This is a genomic window from Streptomyces sp. NPDC004629 (genome assembly GCF_042873595.1).
Classification (GTDB): Bacteria; Actinomycetota; Actinomycetes; order Streptomycetales; family Streptomycetaceae; genus Streptomyces.
Map to the genome: position 1 here is coordinate 348,259 of NZ_JBIALO010000002.1, position 19,090 is coordinate 367,348.

General features: G+C 73.2%; 15 protein-coding genes. 8 read left to right on the plus strand and 7 right to left on the minus strand.

Going from position 1 to position 19,090, the window contains the following annotated elements; genetic code table 11:
* The first annotated feature begins 18 nt into the window (after window positions 1–18).
* Window positions 19–546 (plus strand): SRPBCC family protein, encoded by a 528-nt coding sequence (locus tag ACFYTE_RS04555; protein WP_388704767.1) that lies wholly within the window; start codon window positions 19–21, stop codon window positions 544–546.
* Between the two features lie 4 nt (window positions 547–550).
* On the opposite strand, the gene ACFYTE_RS04560 is transcribed toward ACFYTE_RS04555, so the two are convergent.
* From ACFYTE_RS04560 to ACFYTE_RS04580, 5 genes are all read right to left on the minus strand, one after another.
* Window positions 551–3,376 (minus strand): NHLP bacteriocin export ABC transporter permease/ATPase subunit, encoded by a 2,826-nt coding sequence (locus tag ACFYTE_RS04560; protein WP_388704769.1) that lies wholly within the window; start codon window positions 3,374–3,376, stop codon window positions 551–553.
* Between the two features lies 1 nt (window position 3,377).
* Window positions 3,378–5,600, minus strand: coding sequence for an NHLP family bacteriocin export ABC transporter peptidase/permease/ATPase subunit (locus tag ACFYTE_RS04565; RefSeq protein ID WP_388704770.1), 2,223 nt, complete (start codon window positions 5,598–5,600; stop codon window positions 3,378–3,380).
* Window positions 5,597–6,400: an HlyD family efflux transporter periplasmic adaptor subunit gene (locus tag ACFYTE_RS04570; RefSeq protein WP_388704772.1), complete on the minus strand. Its 804-nt coding sequence runs from the start codon at window positions 6,398–6,400 to the stop codon at window positions 5,597–5,599. Before ACFYTE_RS04570 ends, ACFYTE_RS04565 begins: the two co-directional genes overlap by 4 nt.
* Window positions 6,401–6,506: 106 nt before the next feature.
* Window positions 6,507–6,722, minus strand: coding sequence for a type A2 lantipeptide (locus ACFYTE_RS04575; protein ID WP_388704773.1), 216 nt, complete (start codon window positions 6,720–6,722; stop codon window positions 6,507–6,509).
* 427 nt (window positions 6,723–7,149) lie between these two features.
* Window positions 7,150–7,593: a PaaI family thioesterase gene (locus ACFYTE_RS04580; RefSeq protein ID WP_388704775.1), complete on the minus strand. Its 444-nt coding sequence runs from the start codon at window positions 7,591–7,593 to the stop codon at window positions 7,150–7,152.
* Window positions 7,594–7,779: 186 nt separating this feature from the next.
* On the opposite strand from ACFYTE_RS04580, the gene ACFYTE_RS04585 reads away from it, so the two are divergent.
* Window positions 7,780–9,240, plus strand: coding sequence for a S1 family peptidase (locus ACFYTE_RS04585; protein WP_388704777.1), 1,461 nt, complete (start codon window positions 7,780–7,782; stop codon window positions 9,238–9,240).
* Window positions 9,241–9,325: 85 nt separating this feature from the next.
* On the opposite strand, the gene ACFYTE_RS04590 is transcribed toward ACFYTE_RS04585, so the two are convergent.
* Window positions 9,326–11,467, minus strand: a complete 2,142-nt coding sequence (locus ACFYTE_RS04590) for a PP2C family protein-serine/threonine phosphatase (RefSeq protein WP_388705174.1) — start codon at window positions 11,465–11,467, stop codon at window positions 9,326–9,328.
* A 316-nt stretch (window positions 11,468–11,783) separates the two neighbouring features.
* On the opposite strand from ACFYTE_RS04590, the gene ACFYTE_RS04595 reads away from it, so the two are divergent.
* The 6 genes from ACFYTE_RS04595 to ACFYTE_RS04620 all read left to right on the plus strand — a co-directional run bounded on the left by ACFYTE_RS04595 (window position 11,784) and on the right by ACFYTE_RS04620 (window position 18,489).
* Window positions 11,784–14,234, plus strand: coding sequence for a SpoIIE family protein phosphatase (locus ACFYTE_RS04595; RefSeq protein WP_388704780.1), 2,451 nt, complete (start codon window positions 11,784–11,786; stop codon window positions 14,232–14,234).
* 80 nt (window positions 14,235–14,314) lie between these two features.
* On the plus strand, window positions 14,315–14,590 hold the full coding sequence (locus ACFYTE_RS04600; RefSeq protein WP_388704783.1) for a hypothetical protein: 276 nt from the start codon (window positions 14,315–14,317) through the stop codon (window positions 14,588–14,590).
* A gap of 146 nt (window positions 14,591–14,736) precedes the next feature.
* The gene (locus ACFYTE_RS04605; protein ID WP_388704786.1) at window positions 14,737–15,804 is read left to right on the plus strand and encodes a glucose-1-phosphate thymidylyltransferase; all 1,068 of its coding nucleotides are present in this window, start codon (window positions 14,737–14,739) and stop codon (window positions 15,802–15,804) included.
* A complete protein-coding gene (gene rfbB / locus ACFYTE_RS04610) occupies window positions 15,801–16,772 on the plus strand; it encodes a dTDP-glucose 4,6-dehydratase (RefSeq protein ID WP_388704789.1) in 972 nt (323 codons plus the stop codon). The genes ACFYTE_RS04605 and rfbB overlap by 4 nt, the downstream gene beginning before the upstream one ends.
* On the plus strand, window positions 16,769–17,689 hold the full coding sequence (gene rfbD / locus ACFYTE_RS04615) for a dTDP-4-dehydrorhamnose reductase (protein WP_388704791.1): 921 nt from the start codon (window positions 16,769–16,771) through the stop codon (window positions 17,687–17,689). Before rfbB ends, rfbD begins: the two co-directional genes overlap by 4 nt.
* On the plus strand, window positions 17,686–18,489 hold the full coding sequence (locus tag ACFYTE_RS04620; RefSeq protein ID WP_388704794.1) for a class I SAM-dependent methyltransferase: 804 nt from the start codon (window positions 17,686–17,688) through the stop codon (window positions 18,487–18,489). The genes rfbD and ACFYTE_RS04620 overlap by 4 nt, the downstream gene beginning before the upstream one ends.
* On the opposite strand, the gene rfbC is transcribed toward ACFYTE_RS04620, so the two are convergent.
* Window positions 18,479–19,087, minus strand: a complete 609-nt coding sequence (gene rfbC / locus ACFYTE_RS04625) for a dTDP-4-dehydrorhamnose 3,5-epimerase (protein WP_388704796.1) — start codon at window positions 19,085–19,087, stop codon at window positions 18,479–18,481. The two genes, ACFYTE_RS04620 and rfbC, sit on opposite strands and share 11 nt — an antisense overlap.
* Window positions 19,088–19,090: the final 3 nt, after the last annotated feature.

Consider the following 19,090-nt stretch of genomic DNA (forward strand, 5'->3'; position numbering starts at 1 on the left):
CCCGAAGGACTGATCCCCATGTCCGTCGAACTCACCGGAACCTATGTGACCTTGGACGACGGTCGCCCCGCCGTCCGCTTCAGCCGCACCTACGACCACCCGGTCGACCGGGTCTGGCGGTTCGTGACCGAGCCCCGGGAAGTGGCCCAGTGGTTCCCGTCCCACGCCGAGATCGATCCGCGGCCCGGCGGCACCATCCGCTTCAGCGGCGATCCGCACATGCCGGAGTCCACCGGCCGGGTGCTCGCCGTCGACCCGCCCCGGCACCTCTCCTTCGACTGGGGCGGCGACGAACTGCGTTTCGACCTGGAGGAGGTCGCCGACCGGCGCACCCGGTTCACCCTCACCAACGTCCTCGGCGAGCGGACCGCTGCCGCCCGCAACGGCGCGGGCTGGGAGGTGTGTCTCGCCGCCCTGGACGCGATGGCCCGCGGCGAAGCCTTCACCGGGCCGCACGCCGGCGCAGGCGCGCCCTGGAAGGAGTACTACGCCGGCTACCTCGCCGCCGGCCTGCCCTCCGGCGCGCCCGTGCCCGGACTGGAGTGACCCCTCACGCCAGCTGCCGCCGCACCAGCTCGTGCAGCCGCCCCCCGGTGTCGGCCAGCAGCTCGGCGGGCGGCCCCTGCTGGGTGATCCGGCCGGCCTCCATCACGACGATCCGGTCCGCGTCCAGCACCGTCGACAGCCGGTGGGCGATGACGATCCGCGTGGCGTTCAGCTTGCGCGTGCTCTCGATGACCGTGCGCTGGGTGTCGTTGTCCAGGGCGCTGGTCGCCTCGTCGAAGAACAGGATCTGCGGGCGCCGGATCAGGGCCTGGGCGATCATCAGCCGCTGCCGCTGACCGCCGGAGACCGCGCCGCCGCCGGAGACGATCGTGTGCAGGCCCATCGGCATCCGCTTGATGTCCTCGGCGAGCCCCGCCAGCTCGGCCGCCGCCATCGCCTCCTCCGGGGTGTACGGCTCGGCGCCGCAGATGACGTCCAGGACCGACCCGGTGAACGGCTGGGCGTGCTGGAGGACCACCCCGCACTGGCGACGCACGGCCGACTGGTCGAGCGCCGCCAGATCCTGCCCGTCGTACAGCACACTGCCCGAGACCGGCCGGTCGAACCCGATCAGCAGCCTCAGCAGGGTGGACTTGCCGCAACCGCTCGGGCCGACGATCGCCACGAACTCGCCCGGCCGCACCTCGAAGGACACGTCGTCGAGGACCAGCGGCCCGTCGTCGGCGTACCGGAAGGAGAGCCGACGGGCCTCCAGGGCGCCCGACAGCGGGCCCGGCCGGGCGCTCGCCGCGCGCACCTCGGGGCTCGCCTCGAAGACCGGCTTGATCTGCTCGAACAGGGGCAGCGCTGCCACCGCCGAGACGAAGGAACCGGTCAGCTGGGTGACCGAGGTGAGCACCATCGTCACCGAGGTGTTGAACGTGAGGAAGTCCGCCGCCGACATCGTGCCCTTCGCCGGGCCCGCCAGCAGCATGAACATCAGCAGCGTGCACGCCGGCAGATAGACCGCGCCCAGCACCGCGTTGAGGTTCTTGATCCGGCCGACCCTCTGCTGGAGCTCCCGGCTGCGCGCGAACTCCCGCGCCCAGGCGGCGTACGCGTAGTTCTCGGCCGCCGCCACCCGCAGCTTGGGCAGGCCGCGCAGGGTCTGGAACGCCTGGTTGTTCAGCTTGTTGCCGAGCACCACCAGCCGCCGCTGCCAGCGCACCTGCCACAGCCCGAGCGCCAGGAACACGGCCGCGATGACGACCAGCATGCCGAGCGCCGCCATCGCCATCGACGGGCTGTACCAGAACAGCAGGCCCAGGTTCATCGCACCGACGGTCACCGACTGCGCGACCACCGGGCCGACGCCTGCCAGCAGCCGGCGGATCGCGCTGACGCCCATCGCGGCGCCGGCGAGTTCCCCGGTGGAGCGCTGGGTGAAGAACCGGGTCGGCAGCCGCAACAGCCGGTCCCACACGGCCGGTTGGAGCGCGGCCTCGATCCGGCCCTCAAGACGCAGGAGGGACAGGTTCTGCAGCAGCGTGAACGCCGCCGCCACCACACCGCTGACCATCACGGCCAGACAGACCTGGACGATCAGGCCCGTCTGCGCCTTCGGCACGTACGCGCCGAGCACCTTGCCGGTCGCGACCGGCACCAGCGCGCCGATGGCCACCGTCACCAGCCCCGCGAGGAGCAGACCGAGCAGGTCGCCGCGGGTGCCGTGCAGGCTGAACCGCAGCAGGCCGAGCGGCGTAAGACCCTTGTCGGGCAGCGGCCGGTAGAACATCACCGTGCGCGGCTCGAACTCCTCGGCGTTCGCCTTCTCGATCGGCGTCTCGCGCCCGGTACCGGGATGGACGGCCACATAGCCGCCGCGCCGCCACAGCAGCGCGACCGGTGCCCCGGACAGTGCCCGGTGCCCGACCAGCGGGCCCACGTTCTCCCGCCACCAGCGCCCCTGGAGCCGCACGGCCCGGGTGCGCACCCGGGAGGCGAGGGCCACCCGCTCCACCGGGTCGAGGCGTTCGCTCTCGGTGCCGCTGCGCGCGGGCTCGGCGAGCCGGATCCCGGCCGCCTCGGCGACCAGCTTGCAGGCCGCGTACCCGGCGTCCGCGTCGGCGGTCGTGCTCCGGCGCGCCGAGCGCCTGCCGATGGCGGCGAGCAGCGTCCGGTCGGCCTGGGCGCGGACCTCCTCACCGGCCTTGAGGCCGGCGGCCGCACGGGACTCATGGGCGCGCTCCAGCTGCTCGATCCAGCGGTCCAGCGCGGTCAGCAGCCGGTACTGCTGGTCCACCATGGACTGCCACAGCGCCGGGTCCATCAGCAGATCGGCGGCGGCCTTGGCACCGTAGAGCGAGCCGTACCGGACACTGCCCGGCGGCACCTGCATCCAGAAGACGTCGTCGTCGGTGGGCGCCTGAGAGCGGTCCTCGGCCATCGGGGCCTGGAAGAGGACGGACAGCCCGCGGCCCACACCGAGCGCGACCGCGTACTCCAGCGGGCTGGTGGCGGGCGGGACGTACTGCGGGGTGCCGTACTCGTCGTACGACCAGGTCTGGGTGTTCGCCGGCTGATACAGCTCGCGCAGGTTGACGCGATGCACCACACAGTCCCGCACCGGGCGGGCCACCAGGGTGTGCCGGGGGCCGGTGACCGGGCCGAGCAGCAGCGCGCCCGCCTCCAGCCGGCCGAGGTGGTGCCAGTGGCCCTGCTGGGCCGCGTCCACCGCGAACAGGTCCAGGGCGCCGGCCGCGACCAGCCACAGCACCTGCGGGCCGTCCAGGTCGACGCGGTTGAAGCCGGCGCAGTCCACGCGCGTGCCCAGCGAGCCGAGCGCGCCGAGGACGAGATCGCCGTCGTACCCGTCCTGAACCGTGGTCATCTCAGCGCTCCCTGACCAGTGCCGCATACGTGCCGCCGCGCGCCACCAGCTCCTCGTGCCGTCCGCGCTCCACGACCGTGCCGTGCTGGAGCACCACGATCTCGTCGCTGTCGCGGACCGTGCTCAGCCGGTGTGCGATCACCACGCAGGCACAGCCGCGCCGGCGCAGGTTGTCCATCACGACCAGCTCGGTCTCCGCGTCCAGCGCACTGGTCACCTCGTCCAGCACCAGGATGCTGGGCCGGCGCACCAACGCCCGTGCGATCTCCAGGCGTTGGCGCTGCCCGCCGGAGAAGTTGCGGCCGTCCTGCTCGACCCTGCCGTGGATGCCGCCCGGGCGGCGCAGCACCACGTCGTACAGCGCCGCGTCCTTCAGCGCCTCCACCACGGCCTCGTCCGGGATCGAGGGATCCCACAGGGCCACGTTGTCGCGGACCGAGCCCTCGAAGAGGAAGACGTCCTGGTCCACGAAGGAGACGGAGGAGGCCAGCGCGCCGCGCGGAATGTCCTCAAGGCGGCGGCCGTCGATGCGGATCACCCCGTCCCACGGGGCGTACAGGCCCGAGATCAGCCGGGAGACGGTGGACTTGCCGCTGCCGGAGCCGCCCACCAGCGCCACCTGCTGTCCCGGGCCCACGGTCAGGTCGAATCCGTTCAGCAGCGGCTTGTCCAGCGGGCTGTAGCCGAACGTCACGTTCTCCAGCTCGACGTGCCCGTGCAGCCGGCGCGTCGGGTCGCCTGAGCCGGGCCGGGCATAGCGCGGATCGGCCTGGAAGTTCTCCACGTCCTTCAGCCGGGCCACGTCGGCCGCGAAGTCCTGGATGCGGCCCGCCACCCCGTTGAGCCGGGTCAGCGGTGCCGTGAAGCGGGCCACCAGCGCCTGGAACGCGACCAGCAGGCCGACCGAGATATGGCCCTCCACCGCCCGCAGACCGCCGATCCACAGGATCAGCGCGCTGTTGAACGTGGCGAGCGTCGGCGCGACCACACCGAGCCACGCGCTCGGCACCCCGAGCCGCTGCTGTTCCTCCAGCGTGGTGGCGTGCTGCCCGGCCCACTTGCGGAAGTAGCCGTCCTCGCCGCCGGTCGCCTTCATCGTCTCGATCAGCTGCAATCCGGTGTACGACGTGGTGGTCAGCCGCGCGGTGTCCGCCCGCAGCTTCGCCGTGCGGGTCGCGCGCAGCCGTACCACCAGCCGCATGGCCACCACGTTGAGCAGCGCCACACCGATGCCGACGAACGTCAGCTGCGGGTCGTAGGTGTAGAGCAGCACGGCGTACAGCAGGACCACGACGGCGTCCACGCCCGCCGCCGCGAGGTCGCGGGCGAGGGTCTCGGCGACCTGGTCGTTGGACTGCAGCCGCTGCACCAGGTCGGCGGGGGAGCGCTGGGAGAAGAACGTGACCGGCAGCCGCAGCAGATGGCGCAGGAAGCGGGCGCTGGACAGGGTGGAGGAGATGATCCGGCCGTGCAGCAGGTTGGCCTGCTGGAGCCAGGTCAGCACCAGGGTGAGCAGCACACAGGTGGCCATCGACGCGAACAGCACGCCGAGCAGCGAGGTCTGGCCGCCGATGAGGAACATGTCGATATAGGTGCGGCTGAGCGCGGGCACGGCCGCGCCGACCGCGACCAGCAGCAGGCTGGCCAGGACGGCGGCGGGCAGGGTGCCCGCGGTGCCGCGCAGCCGGGCCGGCATCGCGCCGAGCACGCCCGGCCGGCGCCCGCCCCTGCTGAAGCCGTCGCCCGGTTCCATCACCAGCACGACGCCGGTGAAGCTGCTGTCGAACTCCTCCATGGGCACGAACCTGCGGCCCTTGCCGGGGTCGTTGATGTACACCCCGCGCCGGCCGAAGCGGCGGCCCATGCCGTCGTAGACGACGTAGTGGTTGAACTCCCAGAACAGGACGGCCGGTGCCGCGACCTGGGCGAGCGCGGCCAGGTCCATCTGCATGCCCTTGGCGGTCAGGCCGTAACTCCGGGCCGCCTTCAGCAGGTTGGAGGCGCGGGAGCCGTCGCGGGAGACACCGCAGGCGATGCGCAGCTCCTCCAACGGCACATGGCGGCCGTAGTGGCCGAGGACCATCGCGAGACAGGCGGCACCGCATTCGACGGCCTCCATCTGGAGCACCGTGGGGGTGCGGACCGTGCCGCCACGGGCCTTGGGCGCCGGCCGCTTCGCCGGAGCGGCGCGTCGGCGGCCACGGGTTTCCTGTGTCGTGCTCACGGCAGCAGCCAATCGACGGGACGCTGGTCGGCCAGCTTGACCGAGGCGGAGGCGAGGGTCATGGAGTCGAGCCCGAACGGCGGCCCGCCGGCCGTGGACCACCGAAAGCCGCTCTTCGTCCCCGATGTGTCGAGCGCGACCAGGACGGCCACCGGGCGGCCCGTACGGGTGAACTGCTCGCCCAGCTGGCTGTCGCCGAGGAACGCCGCGATCGACTGCGCGGACTGGGCGGTGCGGTCCACCGACTTCACCTGGCCGCGCAGCACCCCGTACTCCTGCGTGGGCACCGACGACACGGTCAGGTCGACGGGGGCGTGCGCCGGGATGGCGGCGGCGTTCTCGGCGGGCACGTACACCGTCGCGTACAGCGGGTCAAAGGCGTGGGCGACCTTCTCCACGGCGGCGACGTTCGCGCCGGTGCCGATGATCTGCCCGATGGTGGCGGAGAGCGCGGTGACCCGGCCGGGGGCGACCGTGCGCACGACCGAGTCGCCCTTGCCCGTACGGACCTTCAGTACGGGCGCGTCGGCGGGCAGCCGTTCGCCCTGCCGGGCGAGAACGGCGGTGACCTGTCCCGCGACCGGGCTCTGCAGGAGGTAACTGCCCTGCCCGTGCGTGAGGATGGCGGGCGCGCCGACCGTGGAGGCGACCGAACCGGTCACCGCCCACACGGCGGCCGCCGCCAGCACCACGAGCGTGACGGACAGCGCGAGCCAGCCCTGCGGGCGGGCGAGGCGCACCGGAAGGTCCAGTTCCTCCGGTGACTGGAGCCTGGCGAGGGCCTGTTGGCGGAACTGCACGGAACTTCCCTCACCTGCGGGGTGACGTGGTCACGGCGGACGGCGCAACGCCGGAGAGTCCCGGAGCCGTCGGACGGCTCCGGGACCCGGCGGCAACGAGGTGCGATCAGAGACCGGCGACCAGGTTGGTGACCGGCTGGGTGTTCAGACCGGTGACACCCTCGACGGTGCCCACGGCGGTGTTGACCAGACCGGAGACCGGAACGACGCCGTCCACCAGGCCGGTGACGGTGCCGACGGCGTTCAGCGCGAGGCCACCGGAGACGTTGTCCAGCTCGGCGTCGGAGATCTCGGCGGTCTCGACCTGGGGGGTGGAGTTCATGTCGGGACTTCCCTTCATATGGATATTCACAAGGGGGAGAGCGGCCCCCTCTGGGGACGGCCGCGGGCCGCGGGCACCGGGGCGCCCGTCTCCGGGAGCCCCGCAGGGCCCCGCGGTGCGTTGGATCAAAGCACGCACGCGGCTCGCCCTTCCAATCAACCACCGCCCTCACCTGGGCACTTGGGCGGTACAGGGGCGTGCGCGGTGCAGGCGTGCGCACGGCTTGTCGGCGACTCCTTCACATGCGGCACGGCATCGGTGCACACGAACGCTTGCCACCACCGCGCGGAATCCGGCACTCCGCGCCAAAGACGCGGCAAGGGGCGCACGGTTGTGCAGATGCGCCGGTTCCCGTGACCCGCTTGGGCAATCGATGTGCAGATTCCCTGAACCCGGTATTCCGCCACGCGTTCGGAACGGTCGGTGATCAATCCGGTGCGGAGCGTGTCGGCCGGGATCGGTCCAGCAGCGCGTAGACCGCGCTCGCCCGTGCCGCGAGCGCGCCCGAGCCCTCGTCGGTCAGCGTGACGTCCGCGAACGCCATCCGCCGCCCCAGCTTGGTGAGCACCGCCTCGATCAGGACATCCGAACCCGTCACCGCCCGCTGGAAGGACGTCGACTGCTGCACCGTCGTCATCGGCACGAAGGCGCCGCGCGCCGCCGATACGGCGATCACCGCCGCGGTGTCGGCGGCGGCCATCAGCGCCTGCCCCGACAGCCCGCCGCCCTCCCGGGCCAGCCGCCCCGACCAGGGCAGACGCAGGACGGCACGGTCCTCGCCGACCGCCTCGACGGACAGCCCGAGGGCGAGCACCCAGGGCGCGAAGCCGGCGGAGAGGATCTTGTCGGCTTCGGCGGTGGTCATCGTCATATGGGGGATTGTTCCCGGGCCCGTCCGGCGGCACGCACGGCGTGGCCGATTCGCCTGTGCATACGGGGAGTTGGCCGACGCGATTGAACGCCCCGCACGACCCGTCCGTACCTAGGGCCAGCCAGGCGCACCCCCGATCCACTGCCCGACAGCGGCAGAGACCCCGTCCCCAGGAGGTCGAGAAGGTTGAGTCACAAGCGAATTCCGAAGCGCAAGGCCGCGATCGCGGTGGGCGGTGTAGCGGCGCTCGGGGCCGCGGCCCTCCTGCTGCCCAACGCCAACGCGTCCCAGGACGACAAGGCGGCCGACGCGGCCCCCAGGACCCTGAGGGCGAACGACGCCTCGGATCTCGCCGCGCAGGTGCGCGGCCTGCTCGGCGACGCCTTCGCCGGCTCCTACTACGACAGCGGCAGCCGGCAACTCGTCGTCAACGTGGCCGGCGACGACGACGCGACGCTCCGGGCGCAGCAGGCCGGCGCGGTCGTCCGCCGGGTCGACAACAGCACGGCCGAACTGGAGTCCGCCGCACGGACGCTGCGCACCGAGGCGACCATCCCCGGCACCTCCTGGGCCGTCGACCCGCGGACCAACCGGATCCTGGTCACCGCCGACAGCACGGTCACCGGCGCCCGGTGGGACAGGCTGGAGTCGACCGTCCAGGGCCTCGGTTCCGGCATGGCGACCATCAAGAAGTCCGCGGGCACCTTCAAGACCTTCGTCTCGGGCGGCGACGCCGTCTTCTCCCAGGTGCAGGGCGGCGCCGTCCGCTGCTCCCTCGGTTTCAACGTCACCGCCTCCGACGGCAGCCCCGCCTTCCTGACGGCGGGTCACTGCGGGGTCGCCGCCGAGACCTGGTCCGACTCCGAGACCGGTCAGCCGATCGCCACCGTGGACCAGGCGACCTTCCCCGGCGAGGGCGACTTCGCCCTGGTCACCTACGACGACGCCACCACACAGGCGCCCAGCGAGGTCAACGTCGGAGGCGGGCAGAGCGTGCAGATCGCCCAGGCCGCCGAGGCCACCGTCGGCCAGGCGGTGCTCCGGATGGGCTCGACGACCGGTCTGAACGACGGCACGGTCACGGGGCTCGACGCGACCGTGAACTTCCAGAGCGAGACCGACCCGAGCGGCGTGGACACCGTCACCGGGCTGATCCAGACGGACGTGTGTGCCGAACCCGGCGACAGCGGCGGACCGCTGTTCACCCAGGACGGCAACGCGCTCGGCCTCACCTCCGGTGGCAGCGGCGACTGCACCAGCGGCGGCGAGACCTTCTTCCAGCCGGTGACCACCGCCCTCCAGGCGACCGGCGCCACACTCGGCGCGGGCGACCAGAACGGCGGCGGCGACCAGAACGGCGGCGGCGACCAGGCGGGCGGCGGCGACGAGGCGGGCGGCGACGGGGCCGGCGGCGACGGGGCCGGCGGCGACGGGGCCGGCGGAGCGGCCGACCCGTCCGCGTCCGCGGAAGACCCGTCCGGCGTGGGTGACCCGGCGGGCGGCGACCAGGCGGGAGCGGGCGACCAGAGCGGCGCCGGCGACCAGACCGGCACCGGCGACCAGACCGGCACCGGCGACCAGACCGGCATCGGCGACCAGAGTGGTACCGGGGCGCACGCCGGGGCGTCCCGCTCCAGGACCCACTGATCGGCCTCACCCGCGGTTCCGGCCGACGGTGGACGGCCCGGCCCTCCGGCGGGAGGGCCGGGCCGCGTCGCGCGCCGGCCGTGGCTCAGCCGTCCGCCCGCGCCCGCAGCAGCAGCACCGCCACGTCGTCGGCCCGCTCGCGCGCCGCCACGCTGTGCCGCACGACCTCGTCCGCCAGGTACTCCAGCGGCTGGTCGCCCTCCGTGGCCAGCAGTTCCCCCAGGTCGGCCAGCGCATCCTCGATGTCGATGCCGGGCGACTCGATCAGGCCGTCGGTGTAGAGGGCCAGCAGCGCGCCGGGAGCGAGCCCGACCTCCGTCGTCGGATACGTCGCCGCCGCGTCGATGCCCAGCAGCGGACCGCCCGCCAGGTCCAGGACCCGCACCCGGCCGTCCGGCCGTCTCAGCAGCGGCGGCGGATGCCCCGCTCGCGCCATCACGGCCCGCCCGCCCGCCGGGTCGAGCCGCAGATACAGACAGCTCGCGAACAGCTCGGCCCCCAGGTCGATGAGCAGCCGGTTGGTGCTGCTCATGACCTCCTCGGGCGACTGGCCCCCGGTCGTGAACGCCCGCACCCCGGTACGGATCTGCCCCATCAGCCCGGCCGCGGTCACATTGTGGCCCTGGACGTCCCCGATCACCGCCGCCGCGAACGGCCGGGTCGGCACCAGGTCGTAGAAGTCGCCGCCGATCTCCATGCCCTGGGTGGCCGGCAGATAGCGGGCCGCCGCCTCGATGCCGGGCAGCCGGACCAGCGAGTGCGGCAGCAGGGCCGCCTGAAGCCCGTGCGCCAGCTGGTTCTTGGTGTCGTAGAGCCTGGCCCGCTCCAGGGCCTGCGCGATCAGCCCGCCCAGGCTGGTCAGCACGGCCCGCTCGTCCGCCGGGAAGGCGTGCGGCTGCGCGTAGGCGAGCACACAGGTGCCCACCGGCCGCCCGGACGCGATCAGCGGGAGATAGGCCCAGGCGGCGAAGCCGTCCGGGGTCTGGTGCCGGTCCGGATACAGGTGCTCCAGCTGCTGCCGCGACTCGAAGAAGGCCGGCACCCCGCTCATCAGGGCATGCGTTCCCGGCGTGCGTTTCACCAGCGGCAGGCCGTCGAACCGCTCGACGATCCGCGCGTCCGCATATCCGCGGTGCCCCAGCACATGCAGCCGCCCGGCCTGGGCGCCGAGCAGCACGAGGGCCTGACTGCCCACGGCCGGGCAGATCTCGTCCGCGACGAGCTGCACCACGTCCTGCACACCCACCGCCTCGGTCAGTGCGCCCGCGAGGCTCAGCACCTGCGAGATGGTGACCAGCCGGGACGGGCTCTCGGCGCGCGGCCCGTGCTGCGCCATCTCGGCCACCGCGCGGGCCCTGCCGATGCGCACGCTCAGCCCGGTCGTGCTCGGGTACAGCCGGAAGGACAGCCAGTCGCCCGGCGGGCGCAGCGCCACGAACGAGGTGGTGCGCTGGCTGATCAGCGCCGCCCGGTAGCGGTCCTCGTAGACGGGATCGTTCAGCCAGGGCACCGAGGCCCACAGATGGGTGCCGAGCAGGTCCGCGGCGGCGGCGCCGAGCAGTTCGGCCGCCGCGGCGTTGACGAAGCCCACCCGGCCGTGCAGATCCAGCGACACCAGCCCGTACGGCAGCCGGGCCACCATCCGGGCCGCCTCGACGGTTCCCAGTGTGCCCGCCACGTCCGGCACCGGGGCCGCCAGCAGGTCGGGCTCGTGCCGCGTGGCGCGTCGCTCCCGCGCGGCCTGCTCCAGGCGTGCCGCGAGCCGGTGGCAGGCCCGCGTCAGATGGTTGCGCTCCCGGTCGGACAGCTCCGGCGGATGCGTCCCCGGCCAGGTCACGTAGACCGCGCCGTAGGTGGCGTCGGCGGTCGCCAGGGGCAGCGCGGCCAGCGCGAAGGGGTAGGGGAGGACCAAGGAGATCCACGGGTAGCGGCGTGCCATGTCCTCCTCGTCGCCCACCCAGACCAGCCGGCCCTCGCGGACCGCCTCGGACACCGGGATCGGTGCGCTCAGTCCGATCCGCTCCCACGGCGCCGCGAACGCCCGCGGCAGCCCGGCCATCACCGCCATCTCCAGCACGGGTTCGTCCGGGGCCAGCAGGTAGACCGCGCCGGAGTGCGCCTTCACCTGCTCCATCATCGCCGCCAGGGAGAGCGACAGCAGCGGTCGGCCGGACCGCGCATCGGCCGCGGCCGGCGGGGGCGTCTGCCGGTCGGACACGGCGACCACCTCCTCGCGGCGCGCCGCGCATCCCACGGCACAAGGCTCCCTCCTGGCGGCGCCCGCCGCACGGCGAACGCCGCCCACGTCCGGCCCCCGGCCTCCGGCTACCACGCGGTGCCGTCCGTTCCGGCTGGTCACCGTCCCTGCGGTGCCAGTCGGGGTGGGCGGTGGCTGTGTGTGGAGTGGGGCGCGTCAACTGGGCATTGCGGGTGGTGTCGCCGGGCGGGCGCTCGTGGACTGCGTCGAAGAGCCCGGTGAACGGCGGGTCCGTGGCTCCGCGGGACGGTCACAGGGGCTGCGCGGACGTCCCATAAGCGCTGTAATGGCGGACGTGGTCAGTGAGGGCGCTGCGGTACGCAGAACGAGGACGGAGCGTGCCGAAGCCGCCCTCGAAGCGCTCGCCGCCGACCCCGGGACCGCCGACCGGCCCCGCCGCGTCCTCGAACAGGCCCTCGTCCTCGCCGGCGCGGCCTTCGCCGGCCTGTACACCCTCGGTGACGACGGCACCCTGCTCTGCCTCACCGAGTCGGCGGGACTGCCGCGCACCCTGTACGGACTGCGCGACAGCTATCCCGTCCCCGGCCGCTCCCCGGCCGCCGAGGCCCACCGCACCGGGCACCCGCGGTGGCTCGGCCCCGAGGAACTGGCCGGCTCGCCCGAGGCACGCCGCACCCCTTCACCGGACTTCTGCGTGGCCGCGCTCCCGGTGCCCGGCGGCGACGGCGTGCTGCTCGCCGCGACCGAGAACCCCCGCGGCTTCGACGGCGAGGACCGCGCCTGCCTCGCCCTGGTCGCCGGCGCGATCCCGCTGCCCGGCGCGGCCCGGCCCGAGGACACCGGCGAACTGCCCGCCGACGCGTTCAGCCTGGCCATGGACACCGGCCGCATCGAGGTCGGCGAGCGGATCCTGGAACTGTTCCGTATCGGCCGGGGCACGTTCGACGGCAAGGTGGAGACGCTGCTCGGCCTGACCGTGCCCGAGGACCTGCCCTCGCTCATGTCCGTCGTCGAGGCCGACCACATGTCGCTCGGCGAACGCGAGCTGGAGTTCCGCATCCTGCAACCCTCCGGCCCGCCGAAGTGGCTGCGGCTGCGCGGCCGGCTGCTGCCCGGCGGCGACGGCCGCCCGGCCCGGCTCGTCGGCACCGTCGCGGACGCCTCCACGCTCCGCTCAGACGTCACCGATGTGGCCCGGGTGCAGCGCCTGGCCGCGTCCCTCGCCACCGCGGGCACCGTCAGGGACGTCAGTGAGGCCGTCGTGGCCGCCCTGCGCAGACCGCTCCAGGCCGACCGGATCGCCCTCGCCGAGCTGGAGAACGACCGGCTCGTGGTCATCGTCCTCGACCCGCCAGAACCGGAGGCCTGGCCCGAGCTGTGGCGCACCGAGTGGCGCACCGAGTGGCCCGACGCCCCGGTGCGCGCCATGCCCACCCTCGCCGCGGCCCTGCGCGAGGGCCGCGCCCGGATCTGGCCGGCGGGCACCGCCCTGGAGCCCGCCCTCGCCGGGGTCGGGCCCGGCGGCCTGGCCGTGCTGCCGCTGTCCGCCGCCGGCCGCACGGCCGGCGCCTGCCTGATCGGCTGGGACCGCCCCCATGACGTCGGCCCCGACGAGCGCGCCCTGCTCACCGCCTCAGCGGGCCTGGCCGGGCAGGCCCTGATGCGCGCCCGCGCCTTCGACGCGGAGCACGAACTGGTCGGCATGCTGCAACGCGCCCTGCTGCCGCGCCGGCTGCCCCGGCTGCCCGGCGGGGTCGCCGTCGCCCGCTATCTGCCCACCACCGCGGGCCTGGAGGTCGGCGGCGACTGGTACGACGTGATCCCGCTGCCCGACAACCACGTCGCCCTCGTCATCGGCGACGTCCAGGGCCACAACGCGGGCGCCGCCACCCTCATGGGCCAGATGCGCACCGCGCTGCGCGCCTACGCCGCCGAGGGCCACCCGCCCGACGTGGTCGTCTCGCACGCCAACCGGCTTCTGATGGAGATGGAGACGGACCTCTTCGCCACCTGCGCCTACGTCGACGTCGACATGGAGGAGGGCTCCGCCTGGTGCGTACGGGCCGGTCACCTGCCCCCCGTGCTGCGTCACCCGGACGCCGGCACGCAGGTCGTGGAGGCCGCGGGCGGCCCCCCGCTCGGCGTGCTGCCCCAGGCCGACTTCCCGATGACCCAGCTGCGGCTGCTGCCCGGCACCCTGCTCGCGCTGACCACCGACGGCCTGGTCGAGTCCGCCGAGGAGGACATCGACGCGGGACTGAACCGGCTCGCCCGCGAGCTGGCCGCCGCCGACCCGGCCCACCTGGGCCAGGTCGCCGACGCCCTGCTGGGCGGCGCCCACCGCGGCGACGACGTGGCGCTGCTGCTCATGCGCTACGACGGCATGGCCGTACGCCCGCGCCGGGAGAGCTGGACCGTGTGGCGGGTGCCCGAGGCGGTGCGGCACGCCCGCCGCTTCACCCGGCGCACCCTGCGTTCCTGGGCAGTGCCCGCCGACACCGGGGACGCCGTGCTCCTCGTCGTCTCCGAACTCGTCACCAACGCGCTCGTGCACACCGACGGCCAGGTACGCCTCGACCTCACGCTGGTCAACCACCGCTTCCGTGTCGCCGTCGCCGACGTCTCGCCCCGCACCCCCGTCAAACCCACCAGCCTCGGCTGGGAGGCCACCGGCGGCCGGGGCATTGTGCTCGTGGAGGCCATGTCGGCGGCGTGGGGGACGGTACCGGCGGGCGGCGGCAAGCAGGTGTGGGCCGAGCTGCCGCTCGGCGGCTGACCGCCACACGGGTAGCGGTGCGGGCCCCGCCCGGCAGGTCGCGGTGGTGCGTCGCGCGCGCCGTGCCTAGGGTCCATGCCGTGTCGCACACCTTCGAAGAACTCGTCGCCAAGCAGCGCGCCGCCGACGCCGCCCACGCCCAGGTACAGGAGCTGCGGGACGCCTACGGCCCCCCGGCCGAGGCCCAGTTGACCGCCACCCAGGCGGACACCTACGAGACCGCCGTACGGGCCTGGCGGGACCTGGCCCGGGACCTGCAGACCGCGCTGAGGGAGTACGCCCGCGACGAGGGCCGGTCCCTGACCGACGTCGAGGCCGAGGTGCAGCGGGACGCGATCGAACCGGAGACGAACTGACGCCGTCGCCCCGGTGTGGAGAACCTTGCGCCCAGCCGGATTCCACCCCCCGGAAAGGTTCCGGCAGTACCGAGGACGTACCGTCGTAACCGACCGGCAGGACAAACAAAGGTCCGATCCGGACGATCGCCTATAGGGTGTGGCAGATGAAGGCACTCGTGCTCTCCGGCGGCGCCGGTACACGGCTGCGTCCGATCACCCACACATCGGCGAAACAGCTCGTGCCGGTGGCCAACAAACCCGTGCTGTTCTACGGGCTTGAGTCCATCGCGGCGGCCGGGATCACCGAGGTCGGGATGATCGTCGGCGACACCGCCGCCGAGATCGAGGCGGCGGTCGCAGACGGCTCGGCGTTCGGCCTGAAGGTGACGTACATACCCCAGGAGCGGCCCCTGGGACTGGCCCACGCGGTGCTGATCGCACGGGACTTCCTCGGGGACGACGACTTTGTGATGTATCTCGGCGACAACTTCGTGGTCGGCGGCATCAGCGACCTCGTCGAGGAGTTCCGGGTGCGCCGCCCCGACGCCCAGATCCTGCTCACCCACGTCCCCGACCCGCGCTCCTTCGGCGTCGCCGAACTCGACGCGTCCGGCCGGGTGGTGGGTCTGGAGGAGAAGCCGCGGCATCCCAAGAGCGACCTGGCGCTGGTCGGGGTCTATCTGTTCAGCCCCGCGGTCCACGAGGCCGTACGCGCCGTGAAGCCGTCCTGGCGCGGCGAGTTGGAGATCACCGACGCCATCCAGCACCTCATCGACACCCACGCCGACGTGCGCTCCACGCTCGTCGAGGGCTACTGGAAGGACACCGGCAACGTCGGCGACATGCTGGAGGTCAACCGGACCGTCCTGGAGTCGGTGCAGCGGCGCATCGACGGCGAGGTGGACGAGCGGTCCGAGACCGTCGGCCGGGTGGTGGTCGAGCGGGGCGCGCGCATACACAACTCGCGGATCGTCGGCCCCGCCGTCATCGGGGCCGGGACCGTCGTCCGCGACTCCTACGTCGGGCCCTTCACCTCCGTCGCGGAGAACTGCCGGATCACCGGCAGCGAACTGGAGTTCTCCATCGTGCTGCGGGACTCGTCCATCGACGGGGTGGGCCGGATCGAGTCCTCGCTGATCGGCCGGCACGTCGAGGTGACCCCGACGGCCAAGGTGCCCAGTGCCCACCGCCTCGTCCTCGGAGACCACAGCAAGGTGCAGATCCGTTCATGAATCTCCTCGTCACCGGCGCCGCCGGGTTCATAGGCTCGGCGTACGTCCGTGCGCTCCTCGCCGCCGACGCCCCGCACGCGCCCCGGATCACGGTGCTCGACAAGCTCACCTACGCCGGCACCCTGACCAACCTGCCCGTCGGCCACCCCCGCCTCGACTTCGTGCACGGCGACATCCGCGACGCCGGTCTGGTCGACAAGCTGATGGCGGACGCCGACCAGGTCGTGCACTTCGCCGCCGAATCACACGTGGACCGGTCGATCGACGCGGCGGGCGAGTTCGTGCTCACCAACGTGGTCGGCACCCAGACGCTGCTGGACGCTGCCCTGCGGCACGGCGTCGGCCCGTTCGTGCACATCTCCACCGACGAGGTCTACGGCTCCATCGAGTCCGGCTCCTGGCCCGAGACCCACCCGCTCGCCCCCAACTCGCCCTACTCCGCCTCCAAGGCGTCCGCCGACCTGCTCGCCCTCGCCTACCACCGCACCCACGGCCTCGATGTCCGGGTCACCCGCTGCTCCAACAACTACGGCCCGCACCAGTTCCCGGAGAAGGTCGTCCCGCTGTTCGTCACCAACCTGCTGGACGGCCTCAGGGTCCCGCTGTACGGGGACGGGCGCAACGTCCGCGACTGGCTGCACGTCGACGACCACTGCCGGGGCATCGAACTGGTCCGCGCGAAGGGCCGCCCCGGCGAGGTCTACAACATCGGCGGCGGCACCGAACTGAGCAACCGGGACCTCACCGCCCTGCTGCTGGAGGCCTGCGGCGCCGACTGGGACCGGGTCGACCACGTTGCGGACCGCAAGGGCCACGACCTGCGCTACTCGGTGAACTGGAGCAAGGCCCGCGACGAGTTGGGCTACCGTCCGCGCCGCGACTTCGCCACCGCCCTCGCCGAGACCGTCGACTGGTACCGCGACCACCGGGCCTGGTGGCAGCCGCTCAAACAGCGGGGGGCGCGATGAGGTGGCTGGTCACCGGGGCGGGCGGCATGCTCGGCCGGGACACGGTCGGGGAACTGCTCCGCCGCGGCGCGCAGGTGCGGGGCCTCGACCGCGCGGCACTCGACATCACCGAACCCGACTCGGTACGGCGGGCCTTCGAGGAACACCGCCCGGACGTGGTCGTCAACTGCGCGGCGTACACCGCCGTCGACGCCGCCGAGACGGACGAGGCCAGGGCGCTCGCCGTCAACGGCGACGGGCCGCGCCTGCTCGCCCGCGCCTGCGCCGCCCGGGGCGCCCGCCTGGTGCACATCTCCACCGACTACGTCTTCGACGGCGAGAAGCATCCCGGCACCCCGGATCCGGCCCGGCCGGAGACCGTCGCCCGCACGCCCTACCCCGAGGACCACCCTCCGGCCCCGCGCACCGCCTACGGCCGCACCAAGCTCGCCGGCGAGCGTGCGGTGCTCGGCGAACTCCCGGGCGCCGCGGTCGTCGTCCGCACCGCCTGGCTGTACGGCGTCCACGGACCCAGCTTCGTGCGCACCATGCTGGAACTGGAGGCCCGCCGCGACACCGTCGACGTGGTCGACGACCAGCGTGGCCAGCCGACCTGGAGCGCGGACGTGGCCGCCCGGATCGCGGACCTCGGCGCCCGGCTCACCGCGGGCGGCGGCCCGCACGGAGTGTTCCACGCCACCAGTTCCGGCGAGGCCAGCTGGCACGAACTGGCCCGGGAGGTGTTCGCGCTGGCGGGCGCGGACCCGGACCGGGTGCGCCCGGTCGGCAGCGCCGCCTTCCCGCGCCCCGCGCCCCGGCCCGCCTACAGCGCCCTCGGGCACGGCCGGTGGCGGGAGATCGGCCTGGCACCGCCGCGCAACTGGCGGGCCGCCCTGCACGAAGCACTGCCCCACATCCGCGAGGAGATGTCCCAGTGAAACGGCACGAGTTCCTGCGGGAACTGCACAAGGTCACCGCGAACCGCAACTACCTGGAGATCGGCGTCAACGACGGCCGCAGCCTGACGCTGTCCCGGGTGCCGAGCATCGCGATCGACCCCGCGTTCAAGGTGGTCTCGGAGATCCGCTGCGACGTCCACCTCGCCAAGGCGACCAGCGACGACTTCTTCGCCCGGGAGAACCCGCTCGCGCATCTGCGGGGCGGCCGGCATCCGCTGCGCAACATCGCCCGCAACCGCAGCCCGCTCGGGTACTGGCGGCGCACCACCCTCGATCTGTCGTTCATCGACGGCATGCACCTGTTCGAGTACGCGCTGCGCGACTTCATGAACATCGAACGGCACTCGGACTGGGCCAGCGTGATCGTCTTCGACGACATGCTGCCGCGCACCGTGGACGAGGCGGCCCGTGACCGGCACACCAACGCCTGGACCGGCGATGTCTACAAGCTCGTCGAGATCCTGGGCCGCCACCGCCCCGACCTGGTGACGGTCCTCGTCGACACCGCTCCCACCGGTCAGCTCCTGGTCTTCGGGGCCGACCCGTCCGACACGGTCCTGAAGGACAGGTACGACGAGATCGTCGCCGAGTTCGAGGTGCCCGATCCGCAGAAGGTGCCCGAGTCGATCCTGGACCGCACCACGGCGGTGCGGCCCGAGGCGCTGCTGTCGGCCGGTTTCTGGGGGCCGCTGGCGGCGGCCCGCAACCGTGGCACCAAGCGGTCCCGCGGCTGGGAGCCGCTGCGCCGTGCGGTGGCGCAGTACGGCGTCAGCCGCTGAGCCGCCGGGAGCGCAGCCCCTCGTAGTGGGCGGAGCAGTCCGCGTAATCGGGTAGCAGACCGGACCGCTCCGCCTCGGCCAGGGTGGGAGCCTCGGCGTCCTTCTCGGACAGCACCGGTTCGATGCCCCGCGGCCACTCGATGCCCAGCCGCGGGTCCAGCGGGTGTACCGCGTGCTCGCGCTTCGGTGCGTAGCCGGCCGAGCACAGGTACAGCACCGTGGCGTCGTCGGTGAGGGCCATGAACGCATGGCCGAGCCCCTCGGCGAGGAAGACCGCGTACCGGTTGTCCTCGTCCAGCCGCAGCGCCTCCCACCGGCCGTAGGTGGGCGAGCCGACGCGGATGTCCACGACCACGTCGAGCACGGCTCCGCGGACACAGGTCAGGTACTTGGCCTGGCCGGGCGGCACGTCGGCGAAGTGCACCCCGCGCAGCACGCCCCGCCGGGACACCGAGCAGTTGGCCTGGGCGAGGCTCAGGTCGTAGCCGGTGGCCTCGCGGAACTCCTCGCCCCGGAACCACTCGTGGAAGCTGCCCCGGTGGTCCGGGAAGACCTTGGGCTCCAGGACCCAGGCGTCCGAAATCTCCAGTGCCCGCACTGC